Source organism: Mesorhizobium sp. WSM4307 (assembly GCF_007003945.1).
GTDB lineage: Bacteria > Pseudomonadota > Alphaproteobacteria > Rhizobiales > Rhizobiaceae > Mesorhizobium.
The window spans coordinates 279,368-293,120 of record NZ_VFTB01000002.1 but is presented as its reverse complement, the minus strand read 5'-3'; the positions used below and the strand labels follow the sequence as shown (position 1 = coordinate 293,120).

At 65.0% G+C, this 13,753-nt stretch carries 14 protein-coding genes and 1 riboswitch; of the genes, 5 read left to right on the top strand and 9 right to left on the bottom strand.

Going from position 1 to position 13,753, the window contains the following annotated elements; all coding sequences use genetic code 11:
* Nucleotides 1–6: 6 nt before the first annotated feature.
* Genes FJV83_RS05070 through FJV83_RS05055 form a run of 4 tightly spaced genes read left to right on the top strand, consistent with a single transcriptional unit; the run spans nucleotide 7 to nucleotide 3,381 of the window.
* Nucleotides 7–1,347, top strand: coding sequence for a phosphatase PAP2/dual specificity phosphatase family protein (locus tag FJV83_RS05070; RefSeq protein WP_142884822.1), 1,341 nt, complete (start codon nucleotides 7–9; stop codon nucleotides 1,345–1,347).
* Nucleotides 1,344–1,787, top strand: a complete 444-nt coding sequence (locus FJV83_RS05065; RefSeq protein ID WP_095770562.1) for a hypothetical protein — start codon at nucleotides 1,344–1,346, stop codon at nucleotides 1,785–1,787. The genes FJV83_RS05070 and FJV83_RS05065 overlap by 4 nt, the downstream gene beginning before the upstream one ends.
* Nucleotides 1,784–2,446 (top strand): lysophospholipid acyltransferase family protein, encoded by a 663-nt coding sequence (locus FJV83_RS05060; protein WP_095770563.1) that lies wholly within the window; start codon nucleotides 1,784–1,786, stop codon nucleotides 2,444–2,446. Before FJV83_RS05065 ends, FJV83_RS05060 begins: the two co-directional genes overlap by 4 nt.
* Nucleotides 2,446–3,381, top strand: coding sequence for a phosphatidate cytidylyltransferase (locus FJV83_RS05055; protein WP_095770564.1), 936 nt, complete (start codon nucleotides 2,446–2,448; stop codon nucleotides 3,379–3,381). Before FJV83_RS05060 ends, FJV83_RS05055 begins: the two co-directional genes overlap by 1 nt.
* A gap of 106 nt (nucleotides 3,382–3,487) precedes the next feature.
* Here FJV83_RS05055 and FJV83_RS05050 read toward each other — a convergent pair whose 3' ends face one another.
* The 9 genes from FJV83_RS05050 to FJV83_RS05010 form a co-directional block, all read right to left on the bottom strand.
* Entirely contained in the window at nucleotides 3,488–4,537 is a 1,050-nt protein-coding gene (locus FJV83_RS05050; RefSeq protein WP_185973289.1) for an iron ABC transporter permease, read from the bottom strand.
* Nucleotides 4,537–5,484, bottom strand: coding sequence for an ABC transporter substrate-binding protein (locus FJV83_RS05045; protein ID WP_142884823.1), 948 nt, complete (start codon nucleotides 5,482–5,484; stop codon nucleotides 4,537–4,539). Before FJV83_RS05045 ends, FJV83_RS05050 begins: the two co-directional genes overlap by 1 nt.
* A gap of 47 nt (nucleotides 5,485–5,531) precedes the next feature.
* Nucleotides 5,532–6,320, bottom strand: a complete 789-nt coding sequence (locus FJV83_RS05040; protein ID WP_142884824.1) for an ABC transporter ATP-binding protein — start codon at nucleotides 6,318–6,320, stop codon at nucleotides 5,532–5,534.
* Entirely contained in the window at nucleotides 6,317–6,715 is a 399-nt protein-coding gene (locus FJV83_RS05035; protein WP_095770568.1) for a DUF1636 family protein, read from the bottom strand. The genes FJV83_RS05040 and FJV83_RS05035 overlap by 4 nt, the downstream gene beginning before the upstream one ends.
* Nucleotides 6,716–6,805: 90 nt before the next feature.
* Nucleotides 6,806–7,012, bottom strand: a riboswitch (cobalamin riboswitch).
* Between the two features lie 207 nt (nucleotides 7,013–7,219).
* Nucleotides 7,220–7,867 (bottom strand): class I SAM-dependent methyltransferase, encoded by a 648-nt coding sequence (locus FJV83_RS05030; protein WP_142884825.1) that lies wholly within the window; start codon nucleotides 7,865–7,867, stop codon nucleotides 7,220–7,222.
* Nucleotides 7,868–8,040: 173 nt separating this feature from the next.
* Nucleotides 8,041–9,030 carry a substrate-binding domain-containing protein gene (locus FJV83_RS05025; protein ID WP_095788353.1) on the bottom strand — a complete coding sequence of 330 codons (990 nt, stop codon included), beginning with the start codon at nucleotides 9,028–9,030 and terminating at the stop codon, nucleotides 8,041–8,043.
* Nucleotides 9,031–9,101: 71 nt separating this feature from the next.
* A complete protein-coding gene (locus FJV83_RS05020) occupies nucleotides 9,102–10,157 on the bottom strand; it encodes an ABC transporter permease (RefSeq protein WP_142884826.1) in 1,056 nt (351 codons plus the stop codon).
* Entirely contained in the window at nucleotides 10,157–11,674 is a 1,518-nt protein-coding gene (locus FJV83_RS05015; protein WP_095770572.1) for a sugar ABC transporter ATP-binding protein, read from the bottom strand. Before FJV83_RS05015 ends, FJV83_RS05020 begins: the two co-directional genes overlap by 1 nt.
* A complete protein-coding gene (locus FJV83_RS05010; RefSeq protein ID WP_142884827.1) occupies nucleotides 11,671–12,699 on the bottom strand; it encodes a LacI family DNA-binding transcriptional regulator in 1,029 nt (342 codons plus the stop codon). Before FJV83_RS05010 ends, FJV83_RS05015 begins: the two co-directional genes overlap by 4 nt.
* Nucleotides 12,700–12,916: 217 nt before the next feature.
* Between FJV83_RS05010 and FJV83_RS05005 the strand changes: the two genes are divergently transcribed.
* Entirely contained in the window at nucleotides 12,917–13,750 is an 834-nt protein-coding gene (locus tag FJV83_RS05005) for an AraC family transcriptional regulator (RefSeq protein ID WP_142884828.1), read from the top strand.
* The last annotated feature ends 3 nt before the right edge of the window (nucleotides 13,751–13,753 follow it).

Below are 13,753 nucleotides of genomic sequence, written 5' to 3'. Positions count from 1 at the left end.
CGAGGCATGCCGACTAACCCCGACGCTTCGCAACCCGCAGCCATCCTCGCCGCCGAACCCTATGGCCGTGTGGTCGTCAGGGCTGCATTGTGGCTGGCGTTCCTGGCGCCGTTCTTCTACCTGAGCTATGGCTTCGCCAACTGGCTGGCGTCGCGGCGCGACGATGTCGGCAGCATCGTGTTCTCCTGGGAACACAGCATCCCGTTCGTCGCCTGGACCATCGTGCCCTACTGGTCGATCAACCTGTTCTACGGCTTGTCGCTGCTGCTTAACGACAACCGGCAAGGGGTCGACCGCCTGGCCGGCCGCTATCTCACCGCGCAACTCGTCGCCGTCACCTGCTTCATTCTGTTCCCGCTGGCCGCGACGTTCGTGCGGCCGGAAACGACCGGCCTGCCGGGCTTCATGTTTGCCGTGCTTGGCGGCTTCGACAAACCGTTCAACCAGGCGCCCTCGCTGCACATCGCCCTGCTGGTGATCATCTGGGACCATTGGCGCCACCGGCTCGGTCGCCTTCTCCTGCCGCTCTGGCACGGCTGGTGCTTTCTGATCGGCGCCTCGGTGCTGACGACGTGGCAGCATCATTTCATCGACATCCCGACCGGCGCGCTGCTCGGTCTTTTCGCGCTCTGGCTGTTTCCGCGCAACGGCGAATTGCCGTTTTCAGGTGCCCGGCTGACCAGCGATGCGAAAGCCCGCCGGCTGGCACTGTCCTATGCACTGGGCGCCGTCCTTGCGCTGGCCGCCGCCGCGTTCGGCGCGCTCTTTTCAGCCGTCGCGCTCTTCCTGCTTTGGCCAGCCTTGGCGCTGGCCATCGTCGCGCTTGCCTATGCCGGGGCCGGCCCGAAAGTGTTCCAGAAATCCGCGGATGGCAGCATCACGCTCGCAAGCCGTATCCTGCTCTTGCCGTACCGACTTGGCGCCAGAATAAACATTCGGGCCTGGACGCGTAATCTTGCGTCGCAGGTGGCGGTTGCCGACGGTGTCTTTCTCGGGCGTTTTCCCACGGCAAGCGAGGCCAACGGCTTCGGCACGGTCATCGACCTCGCCGCCGAACTTGAAAGGCCGGCGGGAGTGACTTGCCGCTGGATCGCCTTACCGATGGTCGACCTGTTGCCGCCGCCGTTGATGGTGCAGCAGCAGGCAGCCGGCGCGCTGGAGAAGGCGCGCCGCGACGGCACGGTGCTTGTTTGCTGCGCGCTCGGTTTCCAGCGCAGCGCCGGCGTCGTCGCCGAATGGCTGGTGGCGACCGGCAGGGCCAGGACACCGGCCCTGGCCCGCGAGATGCTGAGCGACGCCGGCCGGCCGGTCCATCTTGTCGAGGCAACGGAGCGGGCGGCATCATGACCGGCAATGCCTATCAGCAAAGCACCGATCGCTTCGCCCTCCTGTTGATGCGGCAGGCCGCGTGGCCGGCCGCACTCGTTCTGGCCGCGAACATGCTGGCGCCCTTGGTCGCCCGGGCGCGCGGCGCCTTCGAGACCTTGCCCGCGGCCGTGGCGCTGTCGCTCGCTGCCGTCAGCGCGGTTGCGGTGCTGGCGCTGTCGGCCCTGCTGGCATTCGACGCGCTGCTGTTCCGGCTGATGGCCAGCCATGACGACGAGGCTTCAGCCGGCGCCGCGGTGGATGACATGCTGGCGCGCATGCGCCTGAAGCCGCTGCCGCCTTCCGCACGTTCGCTCGACGAACGCATGGCCGGCACGCGCCGGCTGCTGACCAGGCAACGCATAGCCCTTGGCCTGTTCGTGGCGATGCTTCTGGCGGCCGGATTTTGGGCGCCGCGATGAACAAGCTCTCGCTCAAGACCTTCACCCTGCTGCAGACGGCGACCTCCGTCGGCCTCTCGGCGCTTGCCTGGGTGGTGACCGGGGTGCGTCCGATCTGGAATGGCAGTCTGCCGTCGGACAAGCAGCGCATCTATTTCGCCAACCACACGAGCCATGGCGACTTCATCCTTTTGTCGGCGTGCCTCAACGAAAAGGAGCGCGCGATCACCCATGCCGTGGCTGCCGGCGAATATTGGGGAAAATCGCGGCTGCGCCGCTTCATCGCCGAAGACATGCTGTCGTCCGTGCTCATCAACCGGCAATGGACGAAGCCCGAGGAAAACCCGATCGAGATCATGCTGTCGGTTCTCGACCAGGGCCATTCGCTCATCCTGTTTCCCGAGGGCACCCGCAACATGACCGACGAGCCGCTGCTGCCTTTCCGCTCCGGGCTCTACAATTTGTCGATGGCACGGCCGCAGGTCGAGTTGATCCCGTGCTGGATCGAGAACATGTCGCGCGTGCTGCCCAAGGGCCAGTTCCTGCCGGTCCCGCTTTTATGCCGCGTCGTCTTCGGCGCGCCGGTGGCGATTGCCCCCGGCGAAGAGCGGCGCGCCTTTCTCGAGCGAGCCCACGCCACGCTTCTGGCGCTCAACCCGCGTCCCGAACGAGACGATTGATGCGCCACGACATCTCCATCCTGATCATCGGCCTGCTGGCGGTGCTGACGACCGCCAGCATCGTGGCCGCGATACTTTCGGCACGGGCGCCGAAGCCACTCAGCTCGACTCTGGTCAATCTCACCCAGCGTATCAATGCCTGGTGGGTGATGGTCGCACTGATGACGGTCGCCTTCTTCTTCGGCCGGTACGGCCTGACCATCCTGTTCGCGCTGATTTCCTTCGCCTCGCTGCGCGAATTCGTGACGCTGACGCACACGAGCCGGAGCGACCATTGGGTGCTGCTCGGCATGTTCGGTATCATCATCCCGTTTCAGTACTGGCTGGTCTGGACCGCCTGGTACGGGCTCTTCGTCATCTTCATTCCGGTCTATTGCTTCCTGCTGATGCCGGCCATCACCGCGTTGCATGGAGACACCGAACGCTTTCTCGAGCGGATCGCCGCGCAGCAATGGGCGGTGATGATCTCCGTCTATTGCGTCAGCCATGTTCCAGCGCTGCTGACGCTCGATGTGCCGGGCTTCGAAGGCCGCAATTTGTTGCTGATCGCCTTCCTGGTCATCGTCGTGCAAGGCAGCGACGTGCTGCAATACATCTTCGGCAAGCTGTTCGGAAAACACCGGTTTTCGCCGACCGTATCGCCGTCGAAAACCTGGGAGGGCCTGATCGGTGGAGTGGTGTCGGCGAGCCTGCTCGGCGCTCTTCTGTCGTTCGTGACGCCATTCACGCCCCTGCAGGCGGCGTGTGTCGCCTTCGTCGTCTGTTCGATGGGGTTTCTGGGTGGGCTGGTCGCCTCGGCCATCAAGCGCGACCAGGGCGTCAAGGACTGGGGCCATCTGATAGAAGGCCATGGCGGCATGATGGACCGTACCGACAGCCTGATCTTCGCTGCCCCCATCTTCTTTCACATCGTGCGCTATTTCTGGACGGTCTGAGACGGCAAGCTCTGGCCTCTTTGTTTTAACGCAATTCCCAAGGGAAAGCGCTACGCGCTTTTCCCGGGAAAACCGCTTCACACTTTTCCTGAAATTGCTCTTGCGGTCAGAGCCGGTTTCTCACGACCAGCGTGACGACGAAGAAGGCGCCGAGCGAGCTGGTGATGATGCCGATCGGCAGTTCCTGCGGCGGCAGCAGGGTTCGCGCCAGAAGATCGCTTGCCAGCAACAGCACCGCCCCGAACAGCGCACAGCTGGCGATCAGGCGCAGATGCAAGGGACCGGCCAGCGGCCGCGAGAGATGCGGGATCATAAGCCCGACAAAGCCGATGACGCCGGCGACCGAGACGAGAATTGCCGTCGAAAAGGCGGCGACGAGAAACGTCGTCCTGCGCATCCGCGCCACCGGCACGCCAAGGCTTTCGGCGGCACTTTCACCCGCCAGGAAAGCGTCCAGCCTGCGGTGGTTCCACAGCCCGTAGGCTGCAATCGTGCCGGCGCCCAAGGCGCCCAGCCAGACATTGTCCCAGCGCGCCAGCCCGAGCCCGCCCATCGTCCAGAACAGCACCGAATGGGCGGCGCGCTGGTCGCCGGCAAAAACCAGATAGTTGGTCAAGGCCGTGAACAGGAAGGAGACGGCAAGGCCGGCGAGGATCAGCCGTTCGGGTCCCTGCCCCCTCACCCGCGCGACCAGCAGCAGGACGATGCAGGCGGCCAGTATGCCGCCGGTGAAGGCAGCGACCGGCAAGGTCCAGATGCCGAAAGTGTCACCAAAGACGGTGATGACGGAAACGGCACCGGCCGCCGCCCCCGACGACAGGCCGAACAGGAAGGGATCGGCAAGATCGTTGCGGGTCACCGTCTGCAGCAACGCGCCTGTTATGCCGAGGCCGCCGCCGACACACACCGCCAGGATCGTGCGCGGCAGCCTGAGATCGACGACGATCTTGCCGACCGGGCCAGACACCTGGTGTTCGTTCAATCCGACGGCCTGGCCAAGCGAGGCGATGACGTCGGTGAGTGGGATCAGCGTCGAACCATAGGCGATCGACAGCAGCAGGAGGCCGACGATCGCCATCGTGCCCGCCACCATCGCTAGCGCGAATGCCTTGTGTCCCGAAAGCGCGCCGGATTTATGCCCAGGGGCAACAAGCATCAGAACGCTTCCGGATGCATCGCCCTGGCGATCTTGCCGATCGCCTCGATGTTTGCCGGCCCGGGCGTCAGTTCGGCATAGCGCAGCGCCACGAAGCGCTCGTTCTTGACCGCGTCCGTCTCCTTCATCGCCGGGTGCGCCTTCAAGAAATCGAGCAGTTTCTTGTAGCCGCCGCCATCCTGGTAATCGAGCAGGATGAGGAACTGCGGATTGCGCGACGCCACGGTTTCCCAGTCCGTGTTGCCCCAGCTGGTGTCCATGTCGGCCATGATGTTGTCCCCACCCGCGGCCGCGATCATGGCGCTCGGAATGGCGAATTTGCCTGATGTGAACGGCTTGTCCTCGCCGGAATCATAGAGGAATACCCGCGTCCCCTTGCGGTCGCCAACCTTGGCGATGATTTCCGCGAGTTGCGCCTTCCAGCCGGAGACAAGCTTCTCCGCGTCCGCGTCCTTGCCGAAGATCTTGCCCAGCTTTTCGACATCGCCATAGAGCAGGTCCATCGAGGCGGCCGGACGGTTCTTGTCGAGATGGACGCAGCTTTCGGTCAGCACCAGCGTCTTGATGCCGTGCGGGGCGAGCCTGTCGGGCGTCACGTCGCCACCCGGCTTCATGCCATAGTACCAGCCGGCGAAGAAGAAATCGGGCTCGACGGCGACGAGGTTTTCGAGCGTCGGGTATTTGGGCGCCAGTTCCGGGATGGAACCCTGCTCGGCCTTGAACTCGGGGCCGACCTTGTACCATCCGGTGATGCCGGTCAGGCCGACGATCGACGGCTGCAGCTTCAGCGCGAAGGCCATTTCGGCCATGTTGAGATCATGGATGACGGCGCGCTTGGGTGGCGCGTCGAAGGTCAGCGGCTTGCCGCAGCTGTCGACGGTGACCGGGAAGGCGAAGGCTGCCGGGGCCAGCAGCAAGAAGACGAGCGACAGGGCGAGGCGTTTCACGGATTTTGCTCCTTGGCTGAACAGTGTCGGATGAGGGATGGGCTCGATCAGGATGGCGGCGCGGCGCGGTTCGGAACATCGAACACCGTGAGTTCGCGGTCTTCGGTCGGATGGCGCAGGCGAAACACGTCGACGCCGAAAATCTCGCGGATCAGCTTTTGCGTCAGCGCTTCGCCGGGTGCCGCCAGCGCATGCAGCCGCGCCTCGCTCATCACCGCGACCCTGGTGGCGAAGGGCGCCACCAGGGCCAGATCGTGCAGCACCGCGATCACCGTCATGCCGAAGCCGGCTACGAGCTCGAGCAGCTCGCCGCGGGCGCGCGGATCGAGATGGTTGGTCGGCTCGTCGAGGAACAGCACTTTCGGTTGCTGCGCGATGGCGCGCGCCAGTTGGGCGCGCTGGCGCTCGCCGCCCGACAGCGAGCCGATGGTGCGGCCAAGCAGCGGCAACAGGCCGGTCCGGCGCAACGCGTCGACGACGATGTCGCGCTCCTCGCTCCTGCGTCTCAGGCCGGCATGCGGGACGCGGCCGAGCTCGACATAGTCGATCACCGCCAGCCGCGGGTCCGGCTGGTCGGTCTGGCCGACGACGGCGATATGCAGGGCCCGCTCGGCGGTCGCGATACGGTCCAGGCGGCGCCCGCCAAGCTTCACCTCGCCCGCACTTGGCCTGAGCATGCCCGACAGCATGCGCAGCAGCGTGGTCTTGCCGGCGCCATTGGGGCCGATGATGGCAAGGCGATCGCCCGAGGCCACCGACAGGCTGAAGGCGTGGACCAGATGCCGGCCATTGACCATGGCGCTGAGGTCGCGCGCTTCGAGGAGTGGCATTGTCATCGGCTGTTGCCCGGAAACTTGGCCGGCCCGGGAATGCGGGCCAGTGTCTTGCCGGCCAGTCGCGGCGGACGTTGTCCGGAATTGCACCAGCCGTCGGCGAGCGAGGCGTAAAGTCGGGCAAATCGCAGGAGATCGCCGGCGTCGGCCTCGGCGTCGATGGAGCCGAAGAGATAGGAGGCCTTGCCCGGCGCCTGGAAGGCCACCGTCAGCGGCCGCGCGCAGCCCGCCATGCATTCGACGCCTTCGACCGTGAAGCCATGCGCCACGGCGGGTTCATGGCAGGCTGCGAGCCGGGAGCGCAAATCCACGCACAGGCTTTCGCCCGACCTGATGCCGGTCGGAACGTCGCGGCAAAGCGTGCACACGATGATACGATGATCGATGGCGCCGTCCAACTTTCCGTCACTTTCAAAACTGGCGACGGAAGGATGTTGGCGAGCCGGCCGACAAGACCGACGTCCACGCCTCCTCCCGGCACACCCCGTCCGGTCAACTCAGTTGATGGCAGGTCTCCTGGCTCGCGGGTCTCGGCGCAATCCAGCCTTCCCAGCCTTGCCGGCCAGTGGCATGTCGGATCTTGCTCACCGCTTACAGTTGCGGGGGCAGCCACGGCCTCGACCTTTTGAGGTCTCACCGTGTTCCCTTTTCACCCCTTGCCTTTCGGCGCGGGGGCCATCACGCACCCACCGTAGATTTCCGTCGATCGCATCGCAATGAGTTTTTTGCGACGCCGTCGCCACATGCTCCATATGTAATAACATTACGTTTGAAGCGATGTTTCGCGGCGATGTCAACCCCTGTCGTCGCGCAATGCGGCTTCGGCGCGGCTGCGGTTTTCAGCCGCGAGCGGTCACCAGGCAGGAGGCATGACACCTGGCCGCGGTCGCCGAGGAACCGGCCTATAGCTTTCTGAAAAAGCCTGACAGAATATTCGGACCCGCTTCGCCCGGCCGCAGTCTGATCTCGTCTTCAAAGCAATTCAGCGTCACGCATTCGAAGCCGTAATGCTCGAGGAGCGCCACCAGCGAGTCACGGTCGAAATGGTGCAGGTGCTCGTTAGGCAGACGCATGCGCCACGTCCGAAACCACGCTTCGCCGTCGGCGCCGAGTTCACGCCAGCGGCAGTAAGGGACGGCGATGGCCAGGTGGCGGCTCTGAAGGCGGGCGAGGAAACCCAGATCCGGAATGTGCTCGAGCACGTCGAACATGGCGACGAGATCCCACGAGCCGGCGAGCGCCTCGTCCCAATCGACAAAGCGGACGCCCTCGGGCAGCGGAAATCTGGTGATGTCGCAGCCGGCACAGTCGGCAACCCCGGTAATTTTGGCGGCCTCGACAAAGGTGCCGGTGCCATAACCAATCTCCAGCACGGATCGAGGTATCTCACCGGTGACCCCCAGCACCCAGCCAAGCCGCTGATAGCCGAGCTTGATGGTCCGGTCGCTCAGATCCTCGTAATAGGAAATGTACTGCTTGTCGTATTTGATCGGCGTGACGTCGATCTGGTGAATCACGCCAAACCGGTCGGCCTCGTAATTATCCAGCATTCGCGCCCCCTTGGGATTACGGATCCTTACATGACGGGGCTAAACGCAAAGTAAGCGACTGGGGTGGCGGGCCGAAGCTGGCACGAGCACGACCAGATCTAGCAATAGCAAAAAAGCAAGGCCCCGCGCGGGGCCCTGCTGTCTCAACCTCAGCGCCGAGCGCTAATCGCCCTTCACTTCCCCATCAGCTGCTTGGCATTCTCCGCCGTGATCGCCGTCGTCTCGACCGTTACCGTCGGCTCCACCGAGGTCGAGCAGTCGAGCAGGATCTTCTTCGACATCTCGATCGCTTCCTTCGCACCCGTCGGGTAGGTGAAGGTTGCCGCCCAGTCGCCCTTGGCGACGGCCTCGATGCCGCCGGCCGGTCCAGGCAGGCCGTCGGTGCCGATGATCTTGACGTCCTTGCCGGCTCCCTTGGCGGCAAGCAGCGCGCCGGCCGCCATCATGTCGTTGGAGGCATAGAGCACCTTGATGTCGGGATGCGCCTGCAGCATGGCGGCAAAGGCGGTCTGGGCTTTGTCCGGCACCCAGTCGGCGGCCTGCTCGGCGACGACCTGGATCTTGGCATTCCCCTTGACGCCGTCCTTGAAGCCGTTCAGCCGCTCCACCGCCGGCGTCGAGCTCGGCAAGCCTTCCAGCACCGCCGCCTCGCCGCCATCCGGCAGCAAGGTCTTGGCGGTGTATTTGCCGGCCTCGAGCGCAATCTTGTAATTGTCGCCGCCGATGAAGGCGGTGTAGTCCTTGCCGGGATCGCCGACCGTCTTGCGGTCGAGCTCGATGACCGGGATGCCGGCATCCATGGCGCGCTTCACCGCCGGCGTCAGCGGTGCCGCCTCGAAGGGCGAGATCAGCAGCAGATCGACTTTCTGGGTGATGAAATTGTCGACCTGCGAGGTCTGCGTGTTGACGTTGCCGGCGCCGTCGGCGATCTGCAGAGTGAAGCCCGGCACGGCCTTGGCCGCCGCCGTCAGTTCGTCATTGACATGCTGGCGATAGGGTTCGGCGTTGTTGGCCTGCGAGAAGCCGATGATGAACTGGCCGTCCTTGGCGCAGGCCTTGACCATCGGGTCGGCGGCCTGGGCGGCTCCTGCAATGCACAGGCCCGCGCCTGCCAGAAGCACGGCATGAAGCGTGTTCCTCGTTCCTTGTCTTGTGGTTTTCATACTCGCTCTCCTCCTCGTCGGGCCGGGGGGCCAGACCTTGGTTTGACTTCGACTTTGTTGCCGCCTTCCTCCTAACGACCCAACCCCTCGCGGCGGCGAACGAGGGATTGAAGCACCGCCGCCAGCACGATGATCGCGGCGGTCGCGAGCAACTGCATGGCGGGCGTGATGTTGTTCAGCTGCAGGATGTTGGCGAGCGCGCCGAGCATGATGGTGCCGGCAACGGTGCCGACCATCGAGCCGGCGCCGCCAAACAGGCTTGTGCCGCCGATGACCACGGCGGCGATCGCGGTGAGCTCGTAGCCCATGCCGTCATTGGCGCTGCCGAAATTGAACTGGCCGGCATGGACGATGCCGGCAAGGGCCGAGGCAAAACCGGTGATGGCATAGACCGAGATCTTCACCATCGAAACGGGCACGCCCGAAATTCGCGCCGCGCGCTCATTGCCGCCAACGGCAAAGACATAGCGGCCGAAGCGCGTCGTGTTGAGCACGATCGTTGCGATCGCGGCAAAGACGATAAAGACGATGGTGGCGACCGGCACGGTGTTGTTGAACAACCGCTCGCCGAGGATCGCGAACACCGGCGGTGCCAGGCCCGGTCCGTCGCCATAGGAAATGTTGATGTACTGGTTACCCGAGACGACCAGCGCCAGGCCGCGCGCCGCCTGCAGGCCGGCGAGCGTGACGATGAACGGCTCCAGCCGGAAGCGGGTGGAGATGGTGCCCTGGATGGCGCCGAAGACGATGCCCATGATAAGCACGGCGAGGATGGTGGGAATGAGCCCGAAGCCACCCGAGATCATCATCGATGCGGTGACGACGCTGGACAGCCCGAGCACCGCGCCAACCGACAGGTCGATGCCGGCGGTGATGATGACGAAAGTCATGCCGATGGCGATGATTCCGGTCTCCGAGACGGCGCGCACGATGTTGGCGATGTTGTCGGGATCGAGGAACAGGATCTGGCCGTGCCGGCGCGGCGAGAAGATGATGCCGCCGATCGCCACCACCACCAGGCCGATCAGGCTCTGGAAGCGCACCACAAGGGCGAGCGGATCGCGATGCTTTGGCGCTGCCGCCGGCACAGCCGGGCTCGCTGCCACCGAAATCTTCTGTTCAGACATCAGGCCTCCCTGCCATTTGCCGCGTCAAGCACTGTGTGCTCGTCGACGCCGCCGATGAATTCCGCCACGTTGCGCCCCTGGCGCAGCACCACGATCCGGTCGCACAGGCCGATGAGCTCCGGCATCTCGCTGGACGCGACCAATATGCCGAGCCCCTGCGCCGCCAACTGCCTCAGCCGCGCGTAGATCTCGCCCTTGGCGCCGACATCGACGCCGCGAGTCGGCTCGTCGAGCAGCAGCAGACGGGGATTGCCGAGGATCTCCTTGGCCAGCACCACCTTCTGCTGGTTGCCGCCGGAAAGCGCGCCGACGGCGATGTCGGGATTCTTCGGCCTGATATCGAACTGGCCGAAGGACTGCTTTACCGCATCCGCCTGGCGGCGCTGCGACATCAGGCCGAGGGGCGAGATGCGGCGGATCACCGACATCACCAGGTTGAGGCCCACCGCCATTCTGAGCATCAGCCCGCTGCCGCGCCGGTCGTCGGTGACGAAGGCGATGCCGGCCGCGCGGGCCGCCCTGATCGAATCCAGCCTTACAGGCCGGCCATCGATGGCGACCTCGCCTTCCCAGCGGCCGGACAGGCCGGTGCCATAGAGCGCGCTGAGCAATTCGGTGCGCCCAGCCCCCATGATGCCGGCCAACCCGACGATCTCGCCCGCCTTGACGTCGAGCGAGACGCCGCTCGGCGGCTGCCAGCCGGCGCTTTCATGGGCGAGCCTGAAGCTGGCATCGCGCAAGCTGAGCAGCGTCTTGCCGGCCTTCGTCGACCGCTCGGGATAAAGCTCATCCAGCGGCCGGCCGACCAGAAGCCGGACCAGTTCGGCCTGCGGCGCGTGCGGCTCGGTGACGCCGGCGACGCGACCGTCGCGCATGACCGTCACCCGGTCGGCGATCTGCGGTACCTCCTCTAGGCGATGCGAGATGTAGACGATGCCGACGCCGCTGGCGGCGAGCTTGCGCATGATGTCGAACAGCCTGTCGACCTCACCTACCGTGAGTGCCGCCGTCGGCTCGTCCATGATCAGCACGCGCGAGGCGTAGGACAGCGCCTTGACGATCGCCACGACCTGGCGCTGGCCGATCGACAGGTTCGCCACCATGCTGGCCGGATCGATGGCCAATTCGATGGCTTCGAGACGCTTGCGCGCTTCGCTGCGCATTGCCGGCACGTCGAGGAAACCACCCGGCCGCATCAACTCGCGGCCAAGGAAAAGGTTGGCGGCGACGTCGAGCGTCGGCACCAGGTCGAGTTCCTGGAAGATCGTGGCGATGCCGGCCGCCTGCGCCTCGCGCGGGTTGTTGAAGGCTACCTGCTTGCCGTCGATGTGGATGGTGCCCTCGTCCGGCGTGTAGACGCCCGACAACAGGTTCATCAGCGTCGATTTGCCGGCGCCGTTTTCGCCAAGCAGGGCATGGATCTCGCCCGCCTTGAGGTCGAAGTCGACGCCGCGCAGCGCCTGGACGCCGCCGAAGCGCTTGACCGCGCCGGTGACGGAAAGCAGCGGCGCGCTCATGCCGACCTCATGGGGCTGACCTCATGGGAGGCCGGCCTCGCGCAGGACTCTCGCACCTGCAGCGCCGCCCGCAGCCGCACCGCCTGCGGCTCCAGGTCGGTCGATGCGATGCGAGCGCACAGCAGGGCGGCCGCCTGCCGTCCGATCTCGGTGCAGGGTTGCGCGACCAGTGTCAGCCGCGGCTCGAAGCAATCGGCCCATTCGAAGTCGTCGAAGCCGGCGAGCGAGAGGTCGCCGGGGATGGAGAGCCCCCTCTCGCGGACGGCGCGAACTGCCCCGATGGTCGTCATGTTGTTGCCCGTGACCAATGCGGTGGGCGGCGATGGCAGAGACAGGATCGCATGGGTCGATGCGGTCGCGCTCGCCGTGTCGACATTCTCCGGCGAGACATAGTGCGGCAGGCATTCAAGTCCATTGGCGACCAGCGAGGCGCGAAAGGCCTCGACGCGTTCGCGCGTCGTCGCCAGGCCCGGCTGGCCGGCGATATAGCCGACGCGCTTGTGGCCGAAGGCGGCGACATGGTCGATCAGCGCGCGCATCGATGACTGGTTCTCGACGCCGATCTGGTCGAAGCGCTCGTCGGCGAAACGGTCGATGAGCACGCAGGGCAGCTTCTTCTCGGCCAGGTAATCGATAGCGCGCTGCGGCGCGCCCGACGGCGCCAGGATGACACCGTCGACGCGACGCTGGTGGAACGCGCGCACCACCGAAAGCTCGCGGTCGGGGTCCTCCTGCGTGTCGGAGAGGAAGACCATGAGGCCGAGGCGCGCGCATTCGGCCTCCACCGCGCAGATGATGTCGGTGAAATAAGGGTTGGAAATCGCCGAGATCGCCAGGCCGACGCTGTTGGTCGAGGCCACTTTCAGTGACCGCGCCAGCTCGTTGGGCTGGTAGCCCATCGCGGCGATCGCGTCATTGATGAGCCGCGCCTTCTCCGGCGAGACAAAGCGGGTGCGGTTGATGACATGCGAGACGGTCGAAACCGATACGCCGGCGCGGCGCGCGACCTCAGCCATTGTCGGCATGGCGGCTCAAATGGAGTGCTGGCAAGCGCTCCTCCCTGATGATGCGTTCCAGTCCGCTCTCATTGGCTTTGGCGGATTTCGGCAGAGCATATTGTCATCGAAACGTTTGCGCAATCGATTCGATGACTTTGTTCGACGAAATTCGCGCGCTGCGCAATTTCGATCAAATTGCCACGGAAGAAAGCGGCAAGATGGTCCGACCCAATGCGAGAAGCCCATGAACCCGACCGAGAAAGCGCTGTGGTTTGTCGAAAGCCATCTGCCGGAGGCGATCTCGCTCGACGACGTCGCTCAAAGCAGCGGTGTATCGCGCTTTCATGTGACGCGCGCCTTCGGTGCCGCCACCGGCCGCTCTGTCATGGGCTATATGCGCGCGCGCCGGCTGACCGAGGCGGCACGCAGGCTCGCCGACGGGGCGCCCGACATCCTCTCGGTGGCGCTCGATGCCGGCTACAACTCGCATGAGGCCTTCACCCGGGCCTTCCGCGACCAGTTCGGCACGACGCCGGAACTGGTGCGAGCGCAAGGCTCGACCAAGACCCTCGACCTCGTGGAGCCGATCCTGATGGACCAGTCCTTTCTTGCCAAGCTCGAACCGCCACGCTTCGAGACCAGCCGGCCGTTCCTCATCGCGGGGCTCGGCGAGCGCTACAGCTGCGAGACCAGCGCCGCCATTCCGATGCAATGGCAACGCTTCGGCCCCTTTATCGGCAACATTCCGGGCGAGACCGGTGACGTCGCCTATGGCGTCTGCGTCAACGGCGACGATGCCGGCAATTTCGACTACATCGCCGGCGTCGAGGTCTCGGACTTTTCCGACCTTCCCGGGGAATTCAGCCGCGTGCGCATACCGGCTCAGAAATATGCGGTGTTTTCGCATCGCGAGCACATTTCGACCATCCGCCGCACCGTCAACACGATCTGGAACAAATGGCTGCCAGGCTCCGGACACGAAATAGCGGACGCGCCGGAATTCGAACGCTATGGCCCGGAGTTCGATCCGCGCAGCGGCAATGGCGGACTGGAGATCTGGATACCGATCAAGGGTTGATCG